This window comes from Streptomyces spinoverrucosus, from assembly GCF_006539505.1.
GTDB lineage: Bacteria > Actinomycetota > Actinomycetes > Streptomycetales > Streptomycetaceae > Streptomyces > Streptomyces spinoverrucosus.
The window spans coordinates 1-17700 of sequence record NZ_BJND01000006.1; the positions used below are offsets into that span (position 1 = coordinate 1).

Annotated in this window: 15 protein-coding genes and 1 pseudogene; 4 read left to right on the plus strand and 12 right to left on the minus strand. The window is 73.3% G+C overall.

Annotated features, from left to right (window positions below):
* Nucleotides 1–415 (plus strand): MFS transporter (locus tag SSP24_RS04155; protein WP_141307390.1); only part of this gene is annotated, 415 nt, incomplete at its 5' end.
* 67 nt (nucleotides 416–482) lie between these two features.
* Complete coding sequence (locus SSP24_RS04160) at nucleotides 483–1718, plus strand: serine hydrolase domain-containing protein (protein WP_141307391.1); 1236 nt, start codon at nucleotides 483–485, stop codon at nucleotides 1716–1718.
* On the opposite strand, the gene SSP24_RS04165 is transcribed toward SSP24_RS04160, so the two are convergent.
* From SSP24_RS04165 to ribA, 4 genes are all read right to left on the minus strand, one after another.
* Nucleotides 1705–2853: a saccharopine dehydrogenase family protein gene (locus SSP24_RS04165; protein ID WP_141307392.1), complete on the minus strand. Its 1149-nt coding sequence runs from the start codon at nucleotides 2851–2853 to the stop codon at nucleotides 1705–1707. The two genes, SSP24_RS04160 and SSP24_RS04165, sit on opposite strands and share 14 nt — an antisense overlap.
* Nucleotides 2846–3907, minus strand: coding sequence for a saccharopine dehydrogenase (locus SSP24_RS04170; RefSeq protein WP_141307393.1), 1062 nt, complete (start codon nucleotides 3905–3907; stop codon nucleotides 2846–2848). Before SSP24_RS04170 ends, SSP24_RS04165 begins: the two co-directional genes overlap by 8 nt.
* A complete protein-coding gene (locus SSP24_RS04175) occupies nucleotides 3904–5049 on the minus strand; it encodes an NAD(P)/FAD-dependent oxidoreductase (RefSeq protein ID WP_141307394.1) in 1146 nt (381 codons plus the stop codon). Before SSP24_RS04175 ends, SSP24_RS04170 begins: the two co-directional genes overlap by 4 nt.
* A gap of 99 nt (nucleotides 5050–5148) precedes the next feature.
* Nucleotides 5149–5808 carry a GTP cyclohydrolase II gene (gene ribA, locus SSP24_RS04180; RefSeq protein WP_141307395.1) on the minus strand — a complete coding sequence of 220 codons (660 nt, stop codon included), beginning with the start codon at nucleotides 5806–5808 and terminating at the stop codon, nucleotides 5149–5151.
* A 38-nt stretch (nucleotides 5809–5846) separates the two neighbouring features.
* Here ribA and SSP24_RS04185 point away from each other — a divergent pair, with 38 nt between their 5' ends.
* Nucleotides 5847–6635, plus strand: coding sequence for a creatininase family protein (locus SSP24_RS04185; protein WP_141307396.1), 789 nt, complete (start codon nucleotides 5847–5849; stop codon nucleotides 6633–6635).
* Between the two features lie 281 nt (nucleotides 6636–6916).
* On the opposite strand, the pseudogene SSP24_RS04190 reads toward SSP24_RS04185, so the two are convergent.
* From SSP24_RS04190 to SSP24_RS04210, 5 genes and pseudogenes are all read right to left on the minus strand, one after another.
* A pseudogene (locus SSP24_RS04190) lies at nucleotides 6917–7846 on the minus strand (lysylphosphatidylglycerol synthase transmembrane domain-containing protein); the annotation flags it as partial.
* Complete coding sequence (locus SSP24_RS04195) at nucleotides 7843–8787, minus strand: class I SAM-dependent methyltransferase (RefSeq protein WP_141307449.1); 945 nt, start codon at nucleotides 8785–8787, stop codon at nucleotides 7843–7845. The pseudogene SSP24_RS04190 and the gene SSP24_RS04195, both read right to left, overlap by 4 nt.
* A gap of 314 nt (nucleotides 8788–9101) precedes the next feature.
* Nucleotides 9102–10199 carry a glycosyltransferase family 4 protein gene (locus SSP24_RS04200; RefSeq protein ID WP_174864590.1) on the minus strand — a complete coding sequence of 366 codons (1098 nt, stop codon included), beginning with the start codon at nucleotides 10197–10199 and terminating at the stop codon, nucleotides 9102–9104.
* A gap of 71 nt (nucleotides 10200–10270) precedes the next feature.
* Nucleotides 10271–10669, minus strand: coding sequence for a 6-pyruvoyl trahydropterin synthase family protein (locus tag SSP24_RS04205; RefSeq protein ID WP_141307398.1), 399 nt, complete (start codon nucleotides 10667–10669; stop codon nucleotides 10271–10273).
* Between the two features lie 125 nt (nucleotides 10670–10794).
* Complete coding sequence (locus tag SSP24_RS04210) at nucleotides 10795–11775, minus strand: zinc-dependent alcohol dehydrogenase (protein ID WP_141307399.1); 981 nt, start codon at nucleotides 11773–11775, stop codon at nucleotides 10795–10797.
* Between the two features lie 109 nt (nucleotides 11776–11884).
* Here SSP24_RS04210 and SSP24_RS04215 point away from each other — a divergent pair, with 109 nt between their 5' ends.
* On the plus strand, nucleotides 11885–12802 hold the full coding sequence (locus tag SSP24_RS04215) for a CDP-alcohol phosphatidyltransferase family protein (protein WP_141307400.1): 918 nt from the start codon (nucleotides 11885–11887) through the stop codon (nucleotides 12800–12802).
* Between the two features lie 375 nt (nucleotides 12803–13177).
* Here SSP24_RS04215 and SSP24_RS04220 read toward each other — a convergent pair whose 3' ends face one another.
* From SSP24_RS04220 to SSP24_RS04230, 3 genes are read right to left on the minus strand one after another with little or no spacing between them, the layout of a single operon-like run.
* Nucleotides 13178–14392, minus strand: a complete 1215-nt coding sequence (locus SSP24_RS04220; RefSeq protein ID WP_141307401.1) for an MDR family MFS transporter — start codon at nucleotides 14390–14392, stop codon at nucleotides 13178–13180.
* Complete coding sequence (locus SSP24_RS04225; protein WP_141307402.1) at nucleotides 14389–16200, minus strand: ABC transporter permease subunit; 1812 nt, start codon at nucleotides 16198–16200, stop codon at nucleotides 14389–14391. The genes SSP24_RS04220 and SSP24_RS04225 overlap by 4 nt, the downstream gene beginning before the upstream one ends.
* A 3-nt stretch (nucleotides 16201–16203) precedes the next feature.
* Nucleotides 16204–17697 (minus strand): ABC transporter substrate-binding protein, encoded by a 1494-nt coding sequence (locus SSP24_RS04230; RefSeq protein ID WP_141307403.1) that lies wholly within the window; start codon nucleotides 17695–17697, stop codon nucleotides 16204–16206.
* Nucleotides 17698–17700 lie beyond the last annotated feature (3 nt).

The following is a 17700-nucleotide window of genomic DNA, read 5'->3' on the forward strand; positions in this document are numbered from 1 at the left end:
GGGCGCCCGCCGTACGACCGTGGCGGCGATGGCCGTCCTCGCCGCGGGCATCCTCGTGCTCGTCCCCGCCGCCCGTCCGCTGCCCCTCGGCGTCGGTTTCGCGCTGCTCGGGGCCGGGTTCGGCACGGTGATGGTGGCGGCGACCCATGTCGTCGTACGGCAGGCGCCCGTGGAGTCGGCCGGAGTGGCGGGTGGTCTGCAGCAGACGGCGATGAACGTCGGGCCGGTGCTCGGCGTGGCGTTGGCGACGACGCTCATGGGCGCGGGCCGTGCGCCGCTGCTCGTCCTCGCCGGAGTCGCCGTGGCCGGTGCGGTGGCGGCTCTCCTGCTGCCGGGCCGCGCCGGGACGAAGAGCGCGGGTCGGGCACATCCTGATCACCCTGCCGACCCTTTGCGTATTCCTGCGCGACGATGAGGTCTGAGGGCACAGGGGCGGGGGTATCTCCGATCGCACCTCGACGAAAGAAGGCGGAGGTAGAGCGATGGCACTGCTGCGACAAGAGGTGGACCCGCGCGAGGTGGGGCTGGACGGGAAGGCGCTGGACCGGCTCGACCAGCACTTCGCCCACTACGTCGACGAGGGCCGCCTGCCCGGCTACCTCGTCTCCGTCGCCCGCGGCGGCCGGGTCGCGCACCTCGCCACGCACGGCCACCGCGACATCGCCGCCCAACTGCCCGTCCAGCCCGACACGCTGTGGCGGATCTACTCGATGACCAAGCCGGTCACCTCGGTCGCAGCGCTGATGCTCATGGAGGAGGGACGGCTGTCGCTGGACGACCCGGTCGCCCGGCATCTCCCCGCCTTCGCCGACGCACGGGTGTACGAGAGCGGCTCCGGGGCGCAGACCCGGACCCGCCCGGCCGACGGGCCGATACTCGTCCGGCACCTGATGACCCACACCTCGGGCCTGACCTTCGGCTTCTACCACACCCACCCCGTCGACGCCCTCTACCGCGAGGCGGGTCTGGAGTCGTCGGTGCCACCGGGCGCGAACCTGGCCGAGACCATCGACGTGTACGCGCGCCTGCCAATGCAGTTCGAGCCGGGCACGCAGTGGAACTACTCGGTTGCCAGCAATGTGCTCGGCCGGGTGATCGAGGTGGTGTCGGGGCAGCCGCTCGACGTGCACCTCACCGAGCGGATCTTCGGCCCGCTCGGAATGCCGGACGCCGGATTCGAGGTCGGCGACGCACAGGCGGCCCGGCTCGCCGAGATGTACGGCGAGAAGGAGAACGGCACCGGGATCGAGCCGATTCCCGGCCTGCCGCTGCGGGGCCGACCGCGGTTTCTGTCGGGCAGTGGCGGCATGGTGGCGGGCGCGTACGACATGCACCGCTTCATGGAGTTGCTGCGCCGCCGCGGCGAACTCGACGGGGTGCGGCTGCTCACGCCCGAGACGGTGGACCTGATGACCACCAACCAGCTGCCCGGCGGCGCCGACCTGCGCTCCTTCGGCAGCCGCCCGGCCCACGACGAGCCCGGCAACGACGGCGTCGGCTTCGGGCTCGGCGTCTCCGTGGTGATCGACCCGGCCCGCACGCTCGCGCCCGCCGGGCTCGGCACCTTCGGCTGGACCGGGGTCGCGACCACGACGTTCTGGGTCGACCCGAGCCGGGATCTGACCGTGCAGTTCATGACGCAGGTGCGGCCACGGACCTCGCACACGATGTTCCGGGACCTCAAGCAACTGGTCCACGACGCGATCAAGGACGCGTGAACGGAATCCCCTCGCGCGCGAGTTCGTCCAGCCACTCCTCGGACCGGGCCGCCGTCCCGGCCGCACGGCTGAGGCCCGGCGGCAGCGAGCCGTCCAGGATGTGCCGCACACCCACGGCCAGCGGGCGGGAGACGCACCGGGCCATCGCGCTCTCCTCCTCGTCCCCCACAAGGTCCAGGAGGTAACCGCCCGACCAGGTCAGTCCCTCCGCGCCGTGCACCTGAAGCGACACGGCGAGCACGACCCGGTCCCGGTCGGCGTCCGTGGTCGGATAGCGCTGCGCCAACTCCCGCGCCAGCGCCCCGATCCGGTCGTCGTCACCGCCCTTCAGCTCCTCGAACACCTCCGCCCAGGCCTTCAGCCAGCCCTCCAGCCGCAGCGTGCCCCGCACAAAGGTCGTCGGCGTCCAGGCGGGCGGCAGCTCGTACTGGGCGATGAACGGCACGCTGTCCCGGTTGGGATAGACCTCGAAGGTCTCGCCGCCGACGGCATGCGGCCGTGTCACCTCCCAGGGCCGCTCGGCGACGGTCTCCACACCGTCCTCGATGTAACGGGCGGGAGCCCGAAGGGCGTTGAGGACCCCGGCAGGTGCCCAGCTGAAGCGGTACCGGAAGTCGTTCGGCACCGCCGGTAGTCCACCGCAGTACGAGGTGAGGCGGTACGACGCCGGGGTCGCCGCGCCGATCGCCTCACGTGCCCGGGCGACGAGGCTGTGCGCGAACAGGTGGTCGATCCCCGGGTCCAGACCCGCCTCGGTGAGCACGACCAGCCCGGCCCGCGTGGCCGCGGGCACCTGCTCCAGCACCGCTTCGGACACATAGCTGGAGCAGGCGAAATGGGCGCCCTGTGCGACGCAGGCCCCGAGCAGCCCGGCGTGTTCGGGCGCGGGCAGCATCGATACGACGACATCGCCGGGCGCCAGTTCGGCGGTGAGCGCGGGGAGCGTGAACGCGCGGGGCTCGGCGCGGCCGGTGAGGCCCAGCCGGGCCAGGGCCCCGGCGGCGCGGTCCTGCGTACGGTGCCACAGCCGTACCCGCTCGGCGGCGTCGCACAGCATGGCCAGACCGCTGCCGGTGGACAGTCCCGCGCCGACCCAGTGGACGGTGCCGCTCGCGGGAACGCGCTGCTCAGTCACCTCGGGACTCCCCTTCTACGATAGCCAGTTCGCGGATCGCCGCATGGAACCGTTCCCGGCAGCGCCCCCACGGCCCGCCCGCGTGGAAGTCGAGCAGTTGGTGCGTGAGCGCGGCCGAGAAGTCCTCGCTGGACTCCTTCGGCAGCAGCGACGGCAGGTTGTCGATGGCGATCAGGTCGAGCGGCGGCTCCTTGCGCAGCTGCCGTACGGGCTCGGCCCAGTCGGTGACGCGGTCGTAGACCGGCAGGACGTTGAGCGGCGAGCCGACGTCACAGGTGACGTCACAGACCGTGCGCAGCCGCCGTTCGGGGTCGTCGAGGTCCTGCTCGCGCAGGAATGGCGGGACCGGGGTGGTGGCGAGCACGGCGTTGACCAGGACGTCGTGGGCGAGCAGGGCCCGCCGGTCCAGGGCGCGGGTCTCGGCGAGGTCCCAGCAGGTGGGCTCCATGCCTGCGGTGAGGAAGGCGACGCGCGCGCCGCGGCCGCTGCGGCCCAGGGCGCCGATGACGAGCGCGGTGAAGTCGGTATCCCCGGCGGCGGGACGCAGGGTCTCGTCCAGCGCCTCCTTGTGCGTGGGCGTCAGGGGTGCGGTGAGCCGCCCACGGTGGTGGAGGACGGCGAGGGCGGCGCCCAGGTAGCCCGCCCAGAAGCCGAAGGCGGCCAGGCGGCGGCCGTGGTCGTCGACCAGGTACTCCAGGTCGAGCAGGGTGCCGCCGCCGGCGGTGAAGCGGTGCAGCAGCTCGGCCGCGCCGGGCTGGCTCTTGTAGGCGTGGCCGAAGTAGATGTGCCGGTGGGTCAGGGCGTGCGGCTGCTCGGGGAGTTCCTTCAGACCGAGGATCACGGCGTCCGGCGGCGCCGACACCCAGGAGCCCGGGGCCGTGACACGGCAGCCGACCGCCTCGTACTCCTCGATCGGGAAGGCCCGCTCGGCTGACTCCTCGACCGTGAGGGCGACCCCGCTCGCGATCAGCCGGGCGGCGTCGGTGGGCACGATCGGCGTGCGGCGTTCGGTGGGGCGGGTCTCGTGGCGCAGCCACAGGTGGAGCTCGGTCATACGAGGTTGGCCTCCGGGCGCGGGGCGTCGGCCGCGAAGCGGTCGGCGCTCAGGGGGCGGACGTCCACGAAGGGTACGCGGCCGAGGTACAGGTCGCGGACGACCTCGCCGACGGCCGGGCCCTGGAGGAAGCCATGGCCGGAGAAGCCGGTCGCGTACAGGAAGCGGGACGGTGAAGGGGCCTCGCCGATCAGGGCGTTGTGGTCCGGGGTGTTCTCGTACAGGCCCGCCCAGCCGCCGGTGCGGCGCAGGTCGAGCAGGGCGGGGGCGCGGCGGGCCATGGCCTCGCACAGGGCGGGGATCCAGCGGTCGTGGGTGTCGGTGGCGAAGCCGGGGGTCTCTTCCGGGTCGGACATGCCGACGAGCAGGCCGGGGCCCTCGGTGTGGAAGTAGAGGCTGGTGGTGAAGTCGATGGTCATGGGGAGGGTCGGCGGGAGTCCGGGGACCGGTTCGGTGACCGCGATCTGGCGGCGCAGCGGCTCCACCGGCAGGTCGACGCCGACCGTCGCGGCGACCTGCCTGGACCAGGCGCCGGCCGCGCAGATCACCGTGTCGGTGGCGATCCGGCCCCGGCTGGTCGTGACGGCGGTGATGGTGTCGCCGTGCAGTTCGATGCCGGTGGCCTCGCAGTGCCGCAGGATCGTCGCCCCGTGGCGGCGGGCGGTGGCCGCGTAGCCGTGGACGACGGCCTCGGGCGTGCAGTGGCCGTCGTCGGGCGAGTAGGCGGCGGCCAGCAGCCCGTCGGTGGTGATCAGCGGCGACAGGCGGTGGGCCTCGGCCGGGTCGGTCAGCCGGCTCGGCACGCCGAGGGCGTTCTGGAGCCGTACGCCCGCCTCGAACGCGGCGACCTCCTCGGGCGTCGACAGCAGGAAGAGATACCCGACCCGGTGCAGTCCGATGTCGTATCCCGTCTCCTCCTCGAAGCGGCCGAACGCCTCCAGGCTGCGTGCGCCGAGCTGGATGTTGAGCTCGTCGGAGAACTGCGCCCGCACCCCGCCGGCCGCCTTCGAGGTGGAGCCGGAGGCCAGTTCGTCCCGCTCGACCAGCACGACGTCGGGGACGCCGGCGCGGGCGAGGTGGCAGGCGATGCTGGTGCCCATCACGCCGCCGCCGATGACGACGACCGAGGCCTGATTCACCACGCGCGCTCCTTCCGGCAGCGGGGGTCGCCCCGGCCCGGTCCGCCGGGGCTGCTCTCCCGTGTCCCCCGCCTACCCCCTCAGGACACTTCCCGTTCCGGGTCAGGACCAGTGCGCGACCGCGTCCAGGTGGGGCAGATGGTGATCCAGTCGCTCCCGCTTCGTCCGCAGATACGTGATGTTGTTCTCGCACGGCGGAATCAGCAGCGGCACCTGCTCGGCGACCTCGATGCCGTGCCGCAGCAGCGCCTCACGCTTGCGCGGGTTGTTCGACATCAGACGGACGCTCGCCACCCCCAGATCGCGCAGGATCTCCGCGGCGACGCCGTAGTCGCGGGCGTCCACCGGCAGGCCGAGCGCCAGGTTGGCCTCGACGGTGTCCAGGCCCTCCGCCTGCAGGGCCATCGCACGCAGCTTGGCGAGCAGGCCGATGCCGCGGCCCTCGTGCCCTCTCAAGTAGACGACCACGCCGCGTCCTTCGGCGGCGACGGCGCGCAGCGCGGAGGCGAGCTGGTCGCCGCACTCGCAGTGCTGGGAGCCGAAGGCGTCGCCGGTGAGGCACTCCGAGTGCAGCCGGGTGAGGACGTCGTCGGTGCCGATGTCGCCGTAGACCAGGGCCACTTGTTCGTCGCCGCGGTCGTGGTCGAGGTAGCCGACCGCCCGGAATTGCCCGTACACCGTGGGCAGGGGGGCATTCACGACGCGTTCCACGCCGGTGCGCTGCGCTGACTTCTTGCCTATGACGCCGATGTTTTCTGTCATGATCTGGTTCCTAAGCAGAGACGAAAGGCCGTGAAGAAATGAGTGGTTCGGGAATTCGGCCGGCGGGATCCGGTGCGGTGCGGCACGGACTGGTGCCCGGTGACACCACGGAGGACGTACGGACGCGGGGGGCCGATGTCTCACGGCAGATCGCCGTCCTTCCCGTGGGGAGCTTCGAACAGCACGGTCCGTTCCTTCCGTTGGCGACGGACACGCTGGTCGCCTGCGCCGTCGCGCGGGAGATCGCCGACACGTACCCGGTGCACCTCCTTCCTCCGGTGACGATCTCCTGCTCGCACGAGCACGCTGCCTGGCCGGGGACCGTCAGCATTTCCTCGGTGACCCTTCACGCGGTGATACGGGACATAGCCGAGTCGCTCCGCCGGTCGGGCGTCGAGGCACTGGTCCTCGTCAACGGGCACGGCGGAAACTATGTCCTGGGAAACGTCGTTCAGGAATCCTCCGCGCGCGGTGAGCGAATGGCGCTGTTCCCGGCCGCGGAGGACTGGGAGACGGCACGGGAGCGGGCCGGGGTGCGGACCTCGCTGCTCACCGACATGCACGCGGGGGAAATCGAGACCTCCATCCTTCTGCACACTCATCCGGAATTGGTCAGGCCCGGCCATGAGACCGCCGATTACGTCGCGGACGACCGGCGTCATCTGCTCAGCCTGGGTATGTCCGGCTATACGGATTCGGGGGTCATAGGCCGTCCTTCGCTGGGTGATGCGGAAAAGGGGAAGGTGCTGCTGGGGAGTCTGGCGGAATCGTTCGGGGCGTATTTCTCGCTGCTCACGGGGGAGGGGGCGGGGAGTGGGCGGGCGTAGTCGGGGTGGGGGGCGGCGGTGGGTGGACGGGGGTTGGCGCGGTGGGGGGCGGCGGAAGGCGAGCGGGGGTGGGGGCGGTCCGGTGCGGCGGAGGTCGGGCGGGGTTGATCGCGGACGTGAGCGGCAGCGGACGAGCGAGAGCCGTTGCCGTCCGAAACGGCAACCGACCAACTCGCGCCGTCGACGTCCGAAGCGGCAGTGGGCGAGACGGAGTGGGCTGGGGTGGTCCTCAGGGTCGTGTACCAGCGGGCCGTCAGGACGAGGGCGCCGGGGAGGCTTGCTGTGAAGGTGAGGACGCCGTAGACCACCGCGACGGTCAGGCCGTTGGCCGCGCCCAGGCCGGCCGCGCCGAAGGCCCAGGCGGTGACGCCCTCCCTCGGGCCCCAGCCGCCGACGTTGAGCGGCAGGCTCATGGCCAGGAGGGCGAGTACCGCGAGCGGCAGCAGTACGGTGGCGGAGGCGGTGGTGCCGGTGACCCTGGCGGCGAGCAGGAACATCGCCACGTAACCCGCGAGGACCACGACGGACGAGCCGATGACGCCGGGCCCGTTGCGGCGGGACAGCAGGGCCTCGCGGGCCTCGGCGAGGAGGGCGCGGCGCCGGCGGGCAGCGGGCGTCCGGTTCATGCGCACGGCGAGAGCGATCGCGACGGCGCCGACCACGGCGAACATCAGCAGCAGGGCGATGTGCCGCGTCTCGGCGAGCACCGGGGACGGGAACGTCAGCAGGACCGCCAAGCCCACCAGGGCCAGTACGACCTGACCGGCGGTCCGTTCCAGGACGACCGAGCGGACGCCACGGCCGAGGTCGCCTGCGCTCTGCCCGTGCCGCACCGCCCGGTGCACATCGCCGAGGACGCCACCGGGGAGGGCGGCGTTGAGGAACAGGGCGCGGTAGTAGTCGGCCAGCGCCGGTCCCAGCGGCAGCCGGATGTGCAGGCTGCGCGCCACCAGTTGCCAACGCCAGGCGCTGAACGCGGTGGTGGCGAAACCGATACCGAGGGCCGCCAGCAGCGTGGCGGCGTCGATGCGGCGCAGTCCGTCCAGGAAGACGCCGGTGCCCATGCGCCACAGCAGGACGGCGAGGATGGCAACACCGGCGAGGGTGCCGAGGTGGGTGCGCAGGGCGCGGGCGGTGAGGCGGGGGCGGGTGCGCGGGGGGACGTAGGCCGCCCTGCTCGCCGTACCGGCGCTCACCGTCGGCGCGCTCATGACGCTCCGCCCGTCGGGCGGGCCAGCGCCAGCAGGTCGCTGTGGTGGACGGTGACGCGCAACTCGCCCGCCGCGCAGGCCGCCAGGCGGGCGGCCAGGTACTTCTCGGCCGGCGCCGCCAGTTCCGGGCGCTGCTCGACGGCCGCGCCGACCCAGCCGCGCAGCCACTGGGAGGTCAGCTCGGCCTCACCCGGGCCGAGCCGCCAGGGGCTCGGCTGTACGTGGACGGTCGCGCCGTGTTCCGCGAACGCCTCGCACGTCGCGGTGACCGCGTCCGGTCCGAGCAGGCCGGTGCGGCGCTGGTGGGCGTTGAACGCCTCGGTGATCTCCGCGTCCAGCGGATGCTCCGGGGTGAGGTCGACCCGGCCCGCCACGGAGAGCGTCAGCAGCGCCGGGCAACCGACCTCGGCGCAGGCGGCGGCGAGCGTGTCGACCTCCTCGCGGGTGAGGACGTCGAGCAGTGCGGAGGCGGTCACCAGGGAGGCGCCGACGAGGGCGTCCGAGGTGAGGCGGGCGACATCACCACGCCGCGTCTCGACGGTGACACGGCTGCCGTCGGCGGCGGTCCGCGGGGACGCGACGGCCGCGAAGTGCAGGAGGTAGGGATCGCGGTCGTGCAGGATCCAGTGCTGGGCTCCGTCGATCCGGGGCGCGAGCCACCGTCCCATCGACCCGGTGCCACACCCCAGGTCGTGCACGACGAGTCCGCCGGCCCGCCCGGGCAGATTGGCCAACCGGATCCGCAACGGATCCAGCAACTCGTGCGCCCGGGCGGCCGCATCGGCCCCTTCCCGCAGCTCCAGCCACTCGGGGGCGTACCGGGGTTGCTCGTCACCGGGCTCCGAGTCACGCAGCCGCACGGTGGGCCGCTCGCCCGGACGGGCAGAGGCGGGACCGGCACCGGGGATAACCGGGGTGGGAGCGGGCTCGGCGGCGTGCACAGCGAGCCCGGAACCAACGACAGTCCCCTGGCGACCGGCCCGGGAGCCGACCGGGGTGTTCTGCGGGCCCGAGCCGCGCACGGCCTCGGCCTCCGGCTGCCCCTGGCGAGGCCCGGCTGGTGGGGCGCTCTCGGCAACGGCAGGCCGCTGCTCCCGCCCACCCGCCGGTCCGCCCTCCTCCGAGCCGCTCGCGACCGGCGCGGTCAGCGGCACGTTCGCCGAGCCCTTCCCCCCGTTCGCCGTATCCCTCGCCCCCGGTTGGGGTGGGACCCTTCCGGTGTTCCCCGTGTCCTGTGCAGCCGTCGTCGTTCCGTTCATGCCGCCCTCCGGGGTTCGTCGGGGAGCCGGCTCAGCACGCCGGCCAGGTGTTTCGCGGTGGTGGCCCAGCCGCCGAGCGCCGCGCGGCGGCTGCGGGCGGCGGACTTCAGGCGGCGGCGTACGTCGGCCTCGCCGAACCAGTGGCGCAGTTCGGCGGCGAGCGCGGCGGGGTCCTCCGGCGGGACGAGGATGCCGGGGACGCCACCGTCGGGCGCGCGGCCCACCGCCTCGGGGACGCCGCCGACGTCCGTGGCCAGCACGGGGATGCCGCGCGCGAGTGCCTCGGTGACCGCCATGCCGTAGGTCTCGGCGTAGGAGGCGAGGACCATGAGGTCGGCGGCGGCGTAGCTGGCGTCGAGTTCGGCGCCTGACTGGGGGCCCGCGAGGTGGATGCGGTTCTCCAGGCCGTACTTGCTGATCCGGTCCCGCAGATCAGCAACGTACTGCGGGTCCTGGCCGAGTCCGCCGACGCACACGCAGCTCCACGGCAGGTCGGTCACCCCGGCGAGGGCCTCCACCAGCCGGTGCTGCCCCTTGCGCGGGGTGACGGCGGCGACGCACAGCAGGCGTGAAACGCCGTCGGTGCCGGAGGCGAGGGGTGCGATGTCGGCGCCGGGGGCGGCGACATGGACGCGGTCGGGGTCGAGGCCGTGGTGGGAGACGAGTCTACGGACCGCCCAGTCGCTGGTGGCGATCACCGCGTCGACGGACCGCAGGACCGTACGTTCCCTGGCGTCCAGGTCGGCGGCCACCGCGGGGTCCAGTCCCGTCTCGTCGCCGAGCGGCAGGTGCACCAGGACGGCGAGGCGCAGCCGTTCGGCCTCGGGGACGACGATCTCCGGTACGCCGCAGGCGATCAGCCCGTCGAGCAGCACCACCGCGCCGTCCGGCAGGTCCCGCAGCGTGCGCGCGAGTTCGGTACGGGCGGCGGCGCCCGGTCGCGGCCAGGAGCCGTCCACCAGCTGCTTGTGGACCCGCCAGCCGAAGCCGGGCAGGTCGAGGCAGACCCGCCGGTCGTAGGCGTTGCCGCCGCTGGGGGTGGCAGGGTCGTCCACGCCGCCCGGCATGACGAAGTGCACGGTGCGCAGGGACATGGGGATGATCTCGCCGTTCCTGGGGGCCGCCTGGGCGGGCACGTAGGAGAGCTTCGCCACGGTCGTGTCGGTCACAGGCCACGCTCGTAACTCGCCCAGGCGACATGCGACTCGTGCAGGGTGACCGAGATGCCCGCGAGCCCCTTGGCCCCCTCCCCCAGCGCGCCCTTGTGCACGCGCTCGGCGAGCCGGTCGGCGATGACCTTCGCCAGGAACTCCGTGGAGGTGTTGATCCCGGCGAAATCGGGCTCGCTGTCCAGATTGCGGTAGTTCAACTCGCTGACGACGGCGCCGAGTTCCCGCGTGGCCAGTCCGATGTCGACGACGATGTTGTCGTCGTCCAGCTGCTCCCGCCGGAACGTGGCGTCCACCAGAAACGTCGCTCCGTGCAGGCGCTGCGCGGGGCCGAAGACCTCGCCGCGGAAGCTGTGGGCGATCATGATGTGATCGCGGACGGTGACACTGAACAACGAAACGACCCTCCAGGTGCGGGGCATGGATGCCGAGTAGTACGGCTGCTGTCCTTCCCTTGTTCAGCGGCTCGTACGTCTTTTCCGAGGCCAGGCGGTTTCAGGACAGGCGATGTCTGTTCGGGTCAGGCGTCCTCGGCGTACCGCACCCGGTGGCAGAGCGCCGGGATCTCACCGGAGGCCAGCCGGGGCAGTACGTCCGGGAGTTCCTCGAAGGCGCACTCGCCGGTGACGAGCGCGTCGAGTGCCGGGTCGGCGAGCAGGTCGAGGGCGAGGGCGAGCCGGTCGGCGTACGTCCGGCCGGCGCGGGCCGGGGAGACGGTGCCCACCTGGCTGCTGCGGATGGTCAGGCGGCGGGAGTGGAAGGCCTCGCCCAGCGGGAGGGCGACGCGCCGGTCGCCGTACCAGCTCAGCTCGATCACCGTGCCCTCGGCGGCGAGGAGTTCCAGTGACCGGGCGAGGCCCTGCTCGGTCGCGCTGGCGTGCACGACGAGGTCGCACTCGCCGAGTGCGTCGGCGGGTGCGGCGAAGTCGACGCCGAGCGCCTCGGCGACCTTGGCCCGCGCGGGGTCGGCGTCCACCAACTGCACGCGCACGCCGGGGAAACGGGCCAGCAGCGCGGCCACCGAGCAGCCGACCATGCCGCCGCCGACCACGGCGATCCGGTCGCCGATCAGCGGCGCCGCGTCCCACAGGGCGTTGACGGCGGTCTCGACGGTGCCGGCGAGTACGGCGCGGGAGGCGGGCACGTGCTCCGGTACCGGTGTCACGGCGGCGGCCGGGACGACGTACCGCGTCTGGTGCGGATACAGGCAGAAGACCGTACGGCCCACCAGGTCCGCCGGTCCCTCCTCCACCACCCCGACGTTGAGGTAGCCGTACTTCACCGGCCCCGGGAAGTCGCCCTCCTGGAACGGTGCCCGCATGGCCGTGTACTGGCTCTGCGGCACCCCGCCCCGGAAGACCAGCGTCTCCGTGCCCCGGCTGACGCCGGAGTAGAGCGTGCGGACCAGCACCTCGCCCTCGGCCGGGTCCGGAAGCTCGACGTCCCGCAGCTCTCCCCGCCCCGGGGAACTCAGCCAGAACGCACGTGCGGCGCGGATCATCGGCGGGCCTCCTGAACGATCGGGAAGTGGTTCACGTACCGAGGTGTGCACAGGCCGCGCACAGTACGCGGCGTTGATCGACTCTGTCACCTGGCCGGAGGAATGTGCGGTGGCCCTGAACAACACGTATGACGCGAGGCTGGTCCAGCAGGAGACTGCCGTAGGCGCGGGCGTGCAGATCCTGTTGCTGGCTCTGCTCGGATCGGCGATCGGCATGGGACCGGCGGGCTGGCTGACCGGCCTCGCCTTCGCGATCGCCACCTGGGCGGTGCTCTCGCGGGCCCTGCACCGGTCGGGGCTGCGGTCGTTCGGCCCGGCCAACCGGGTCACCCTCGGCCGGGCCACCCTGGTCGGCGGGGTGACCGCGCTGGTCGCCGACTCCTTCGAAAGCGCCCCGCCCGTCACGCTGCTGGTCGGCCTGACGGCGGTCGCCCTGATCCTCGACGGGGTGGACGGCAAGGTCGCGCGGCGCACGGGCACGTCGTCGGCGCTCGGGGCGCGGTTCGACATGGAGGTCGACGCGTTCTTGATCCTCGTCCTGAGTGTGTACGTGTCGATGTCGCTGGGACCGTGGGTGCTGATGATCGGCGCCATGCGGTACGCCTTCGTCGCCGCGGCCCGATTCCTGCCGTGGCTGAACACACCACTACCGCCGAGCACGGCACGCAAGACGGTGGCCGCGGTGCAGGGGGTTTTCCTGCTGGTGGCGGGGGCGGACCTGCTGCCGTGGGCGGCGAACGCGGCGGTGGTTGGGCTGGCGTTGGGGTCGCTGGTGTGGTCGTTCGGCCGGGATGTGCTGTGGCTGTGGCGGTCGTCGCGGGGTCGGCGGGGGGCGGAGAGGGCTTCTGGGGCGGCTGCGCAGGTGGTTTCCGGGGCGGCTGCCCAGGTGGTTCCCGGTGCGGCTTCCGAGGCGACTTCCGGAGGGTCCGCCGAGGCCACTCCCAGGGCGGCTTCCGCGGCCGAGAAGGCCAGGCAGGGCGGGAAGGCCGAGCGGGCCGGGCGGGTGCTGGAGCCGGTCGCCGGGTGACGCCCTGGTCAGGGGCGGCACAGCCTGGTCATGAACGGCGCGGCAACAAGCCGACGGCCAGCCACGGCGGCCGGGGCGGCAGCAAGCCCACAGTCCACTCAGGCGCGACGCGACGGCGACCCCAGAGCCCGGTCCCGGCAAGGGTGGCAGCACCAGCCCCACAGCCCACTCACGAACGCCACGGCAGCAACCTCACACTCCACTTAGGCGCGACTGGGCGGCAGCCCCAGCCCGGTCCCGGCCCGGGTGGCACCACCCCCACAGCCCGCTCGCGAACGGCGCGGCGACAACCCCAGAATCCGGTCACGACCAGGGCAGCCCAGCACCACCCCACAACCCGCCCAGGCACCACGCGGCAGCAACCCCACACCCCGCTCACGACCGCCGAGGCAGCAGTGCGACCGCCGCCCCCGACACCCCGGCCAGCACCAGCCACGGCACCGCCGGTGGCAACCCCGCGTCGAGCAGCATGCCCGTGGCCACGCTGCCCGCCAGCACGATCAGGCCGGAGACCGAGGAGAGGGCACCGGTGTACAGGCCGAGTCGGCCGGGCTCCGCGAGGTCCGGGACCCAGGACCGGGCGGCCGGTGCGACGAGCATCTGTCCGATGGTGAGTAGGACGACGAACCCGGCCGCGGGCAACAGACCCACGACGCCGGTCCACTCCGCGGGCCGCGCCAGCGCCACGACCGCGAACCCGGCGGCGATCAGCACCAGCCCCGCCGCCATCGACCGGCGCAGCGCCAGCCGGTCCCCCACCCAGCGGGTCACGGGCAACTGCGTGGTCACCACCAGCAGCGACGACAGCGCGAACAGCCAGGCCAGCGGCGCCTGCGAACCCGCGACGCGTTCCACCTCCTCCGGGAGGGCGAGGTAGAGCTGGTTGTACGCCAGCAGATACGCGCCGTAGGCACAACACAGCGCCAGAAAGCGCCGGTTGCGTATCAGGGCCCCAACACCCCCGCTGATCCGGGTCGGCTCCCGGCCGGGAACCCGCTGTGGCAGCAGCCAGGCGTGCCCGGCGAGGACGAGCACGAAGACCCCGGCCCCGGCCAGACACGCCGTACGGAAGTCCACCGCCAGCAGCAACGCGCCCAGCAGCGGCCCGACGAACGCCCCCGCCTGCCCGGCCACCGTGAACAACGCCAGCACCCGGGTACGCGAACCCCCGCTCTCCTCCTCCCACAGCACCGCCTGCCGGGCGACCTCCGATTCCACGGCCGGCGAGAACAGCGCCGCGGCGAACCCGATCAGCAGCACCGCCCCGATCACGGCCCAGGTCTGCTCGGCGTACCCCAGCCACACGAACCCCACGATCCGCAGCGCACACCCGGCGAGCACCACCGGCCGGATCCCGTACCGATCGGCCAGCGCCCCGCCCACCACGAACAGCCCCTGCTGGCTGAACGTCCGCAGCCCCAGCACGAACCCGACCAGCCAGCCCGCCATGCCGATCGCCTGTCCCAGGTGCTCGGCGAGGAAGGGCAGGACGGCGAAGAAGCCGATGTTGAAGGCGAGTTGGGTGAGGATGAGCAGGCGGAGCAGGGGCGACAAGCGCGTACGTACGGGGGCCGCGGCGATCACGGTCATCGGCTCTCCCCTACTCCCACCGGAACCAACTGACTCTTCTCCACCGGCTGTTCGGTCCCCACGGTGCGCTGTCGCCCCGGCCGCCCGCCGGGCCACCGCACCCCGCCCGCCGCGGTCACCGCCAGCGCCCCGAGCAGGGCGAGTACGGCGGCGGGGGCGAGGACGGCCCAGGGCGCGCGCTCGGCGTAGGGCTGGTTCTCCGCGAGGAGCAGGCCCCACTCCGGTGACGGCGGCTGCGCGCCCAGGCCGAGGAAGGCGAGCGAGGCCAGGGCGAGCGCGACGCCGGGCAGCCGCAGCAGGGCGTGGCGGGTGACGGGCGGGAGGACGGCGGGCAGGTATTCGTGCCGCAGCAGGTACCAGCGGTCGGCGCCCAGGGCGCGGGTGGCCGTGATGTGCAGGGCGGCGCGTTCCTGCCGAAGCAGTGCGGAGGTGTGCGCGGCGAGCGGCGCCCAGGCGACGACACTCACGGCGAGCGCGGGCGTGCCGGGCCCGCGGCCCGCGAGCGCGGTGACGAGGAGGGCGCCGAGGACGGGCGGCACCGCGTTGACGGTGTCGACGAGCGGCCCGGACAGCCGGGGCAGCAGCCCGAGCAGTACGCCGGTGAGCAGCGCGGCCGCGCTGATGGCGAGGGCGAGCAGCAGGGTGTCGAGGGCGCCGTGGCCGACCCGGGCGAGCAGGTCCCGGCCGAGCGCGTCGGTGCCGAACGGGTGGGTCCAGGAGGGTGGTTGGAGGCGTTCGGCGGTGTTGAGGGCGAGGGGATCGCGGGGCAGGCCGACGGCGATCACGCCGAGCAGCACGGCGGCGATGACCAGGGGCAGCACGCGGCGCGCGGGCGGGATGGGCCGGTGCAGGGTGGGCAGGGCGTTGTCGCGCAGGGCGGGGCCGATCAGCAGCCGGACGCCGAGCCGGGCCAGTGCGGTGGCCGCCGCCGCGAGCAGCAGTAGGGCGAGGGTGCCGGCCTGCAGGACGGGCAGGTCCTGGGCGAGGGCGGCCTGGAGGGTGGTGCGGCCGAGACCGGGGATGTCGAAGATCTGCTCGACGGCGACGGCACCGCCGGTGATGCCGACGACGAACAGCCCGGCGTTCGGCAACAGGGCGGGCACACAGCGCCGTACCGCCTGACCCGCGATCCGCCGACCCGGCAACCCTCGTGCCGCCGCGGCCAGCGCCCACGGCTCGGCGAAGGCGCCGGGCAGCAGATCGTCGAGCATCCGCCCGAGCACGGCCCCGGCGGGCAGCCCGAGGGCGAGCGCGGGCAGCACCGTCCACTGGGGCCCGTACCAGCCGAGCGCGGGCAGCCAGCCGAGCTGCACTCCTACGACGGTGGCGAGTACGGACGCGGTGAGGAACTCGGGGAGCGCGGCGAGTACGGCGGACAGGGTGCCACCGGTTTTCCGCGCGCCGAGCCGTCGGTGTGCGCCGGCGCGGAGGGTACGGGCGCACACCAGCGCGGCGGTGAGGACCGCGACGACCAGCGCCACGCCCGTGAGCAGCAGGGACACGCCGAACGCCTGGAGGACGGCGGGCGTCACTTCGGCGCCGGAGATCCACGACCGGCCGGCGTCGCCGCGCGGCAGTCCGGCCAGCCACTGCCCGAGCAGGTGCAGCGGCCCGGCGTCGAGGCCGAGTTGTGTGCGGATGTCCGCCAGCACCTCGGGCGTGGGGTCGCGGTCCATCGACCGCGCCTTGAGCACGGTGAGCGCGGGGTCGGTGTGCGCGAGCCAGGGCAGCAGGCCGATCACACAGAGGAGGGCGGCGGCAAGGGCGGCCCGCCACAGGAGCGGGACCGCCCGTCGGTGGTGGGGCATGACTCAGCGCCGCGTCCCGGTGTCGACGAGGGTGCGCTCGTACGGGTCGAGGAGTACACCGCGTACGGAGGTGCCGACGCCGGTGAGGATGCGCTGGTGCACCAGCGGCACGACGGCGTCGGTGCCGAGGATCTCCGCCTCGGCGGCCATGGCGGCGTCCTGCCGCTTGCCGGTGTCCGCCGTGCCCTCGGCCTTGGCGACAGCCCGGTCGACGTCCTTGTCGCACAGCAGCGCGAGGTTGTAGCCGCCGTCGCAGGTGTAGTCGCTGGCGAGGACGGCGACCGGGTCGCCGGTGTCGACCAGGCTGTTGCGGGCGAGCACGAAGGCGTCGAACTTCCCGGCCAGCGCGTCGCTCTCGATCCGCGAGTACTCGCGGACGTCGAGCCTGACCCTGAACCCGGCCTTCTCCAGCTGCTGCTTGAGCACCTGGGCGACCTCGGGCAGTTCGGGCCGGTTGTCGTAGGTGGCGAGGGTGATGGACGTGCCGTCGGGCTTGCCTGCCTTCGCCCGCCCGACGGGCTGCTGCCGCCTGCCCTCCGCCCAGGTGACGGCAGGCCCATAAATCCCCACACCGGCGTCGGCGTGTCCTTCGTACACCCCGTCGGCCAGCGCGGAGTTGTCGACGGCGGCGCGCGCGGCGGCGCGCAGCCCCGCGTCCTTGAAGACCCCGGACTTGCTGTTGAGCAGCAGACTGGTGGTGCGGGTGGTCGCGGTCTCCCGCAGGGTGTCCTTCTCCAGACTTGCGGCCTGCGCGACGGGAATCGCCTCGGCGATGTCGACCTGCCCGGTGCGCAGGGCGGCGGAGCGGGCGGTGCCGTCGGCGATGAACTTCACGTCGATACCGGAGGCGTGGGCGAGGCCGCCCCAGTAGTCGTCGTAGCGGGCGAGGGTTGCGGAGCTGGTGCCGCCCACCTTGGTGATCAGGAAGGCCCCGGTGGCGGTTCCGACGGGATCGACGCGACCCTTCTCCTCGTAGGCCTTGCCCGAGAGGATGGCGAGGCTGGGACTGGCGAGCCGGAACGGGAGTACGGGGTCGGGTTCCTCGGTGGTGATCCTGACCTTCCGGCTGCCCTCGGCCTTCGCCGTGAGGGTGACGCCGGTGAGGGCGGCGGGCTCGGGCTTGGCCCGGGTGGCGTGGGTGAGGGAGGCGGCGACGGCGGACGCGGTGACGTCCGTGCCGTCCTGGAAGGTGGCCTCGCGCAGGGTGAACAGCCAACTCCGGTCGTCCTCGCGCTGCCAGGAGGCGGCGAGCGCGGGACCGGCGGCGCCGTTGGCGTCGAGCGCGGTCAGGCCCTCGGTGACGCCGAGGCGGCTGAGGATGGTGGCGTCGGCGCCGTACGGGGAGAGGTTCTCGGCGGGCGGGAAGGCGAGGGCGACACGGAGGCGGGCGCCGTCGGCGGCGGCGCCCTCCGTCTCGGGGTCGGCGGAGAAGCACCCGGCGAGCAGCGGCAGGGCGAGCAGCGCGGAGAGCAGCCGGACGGACGAACGTGAACGCATCGA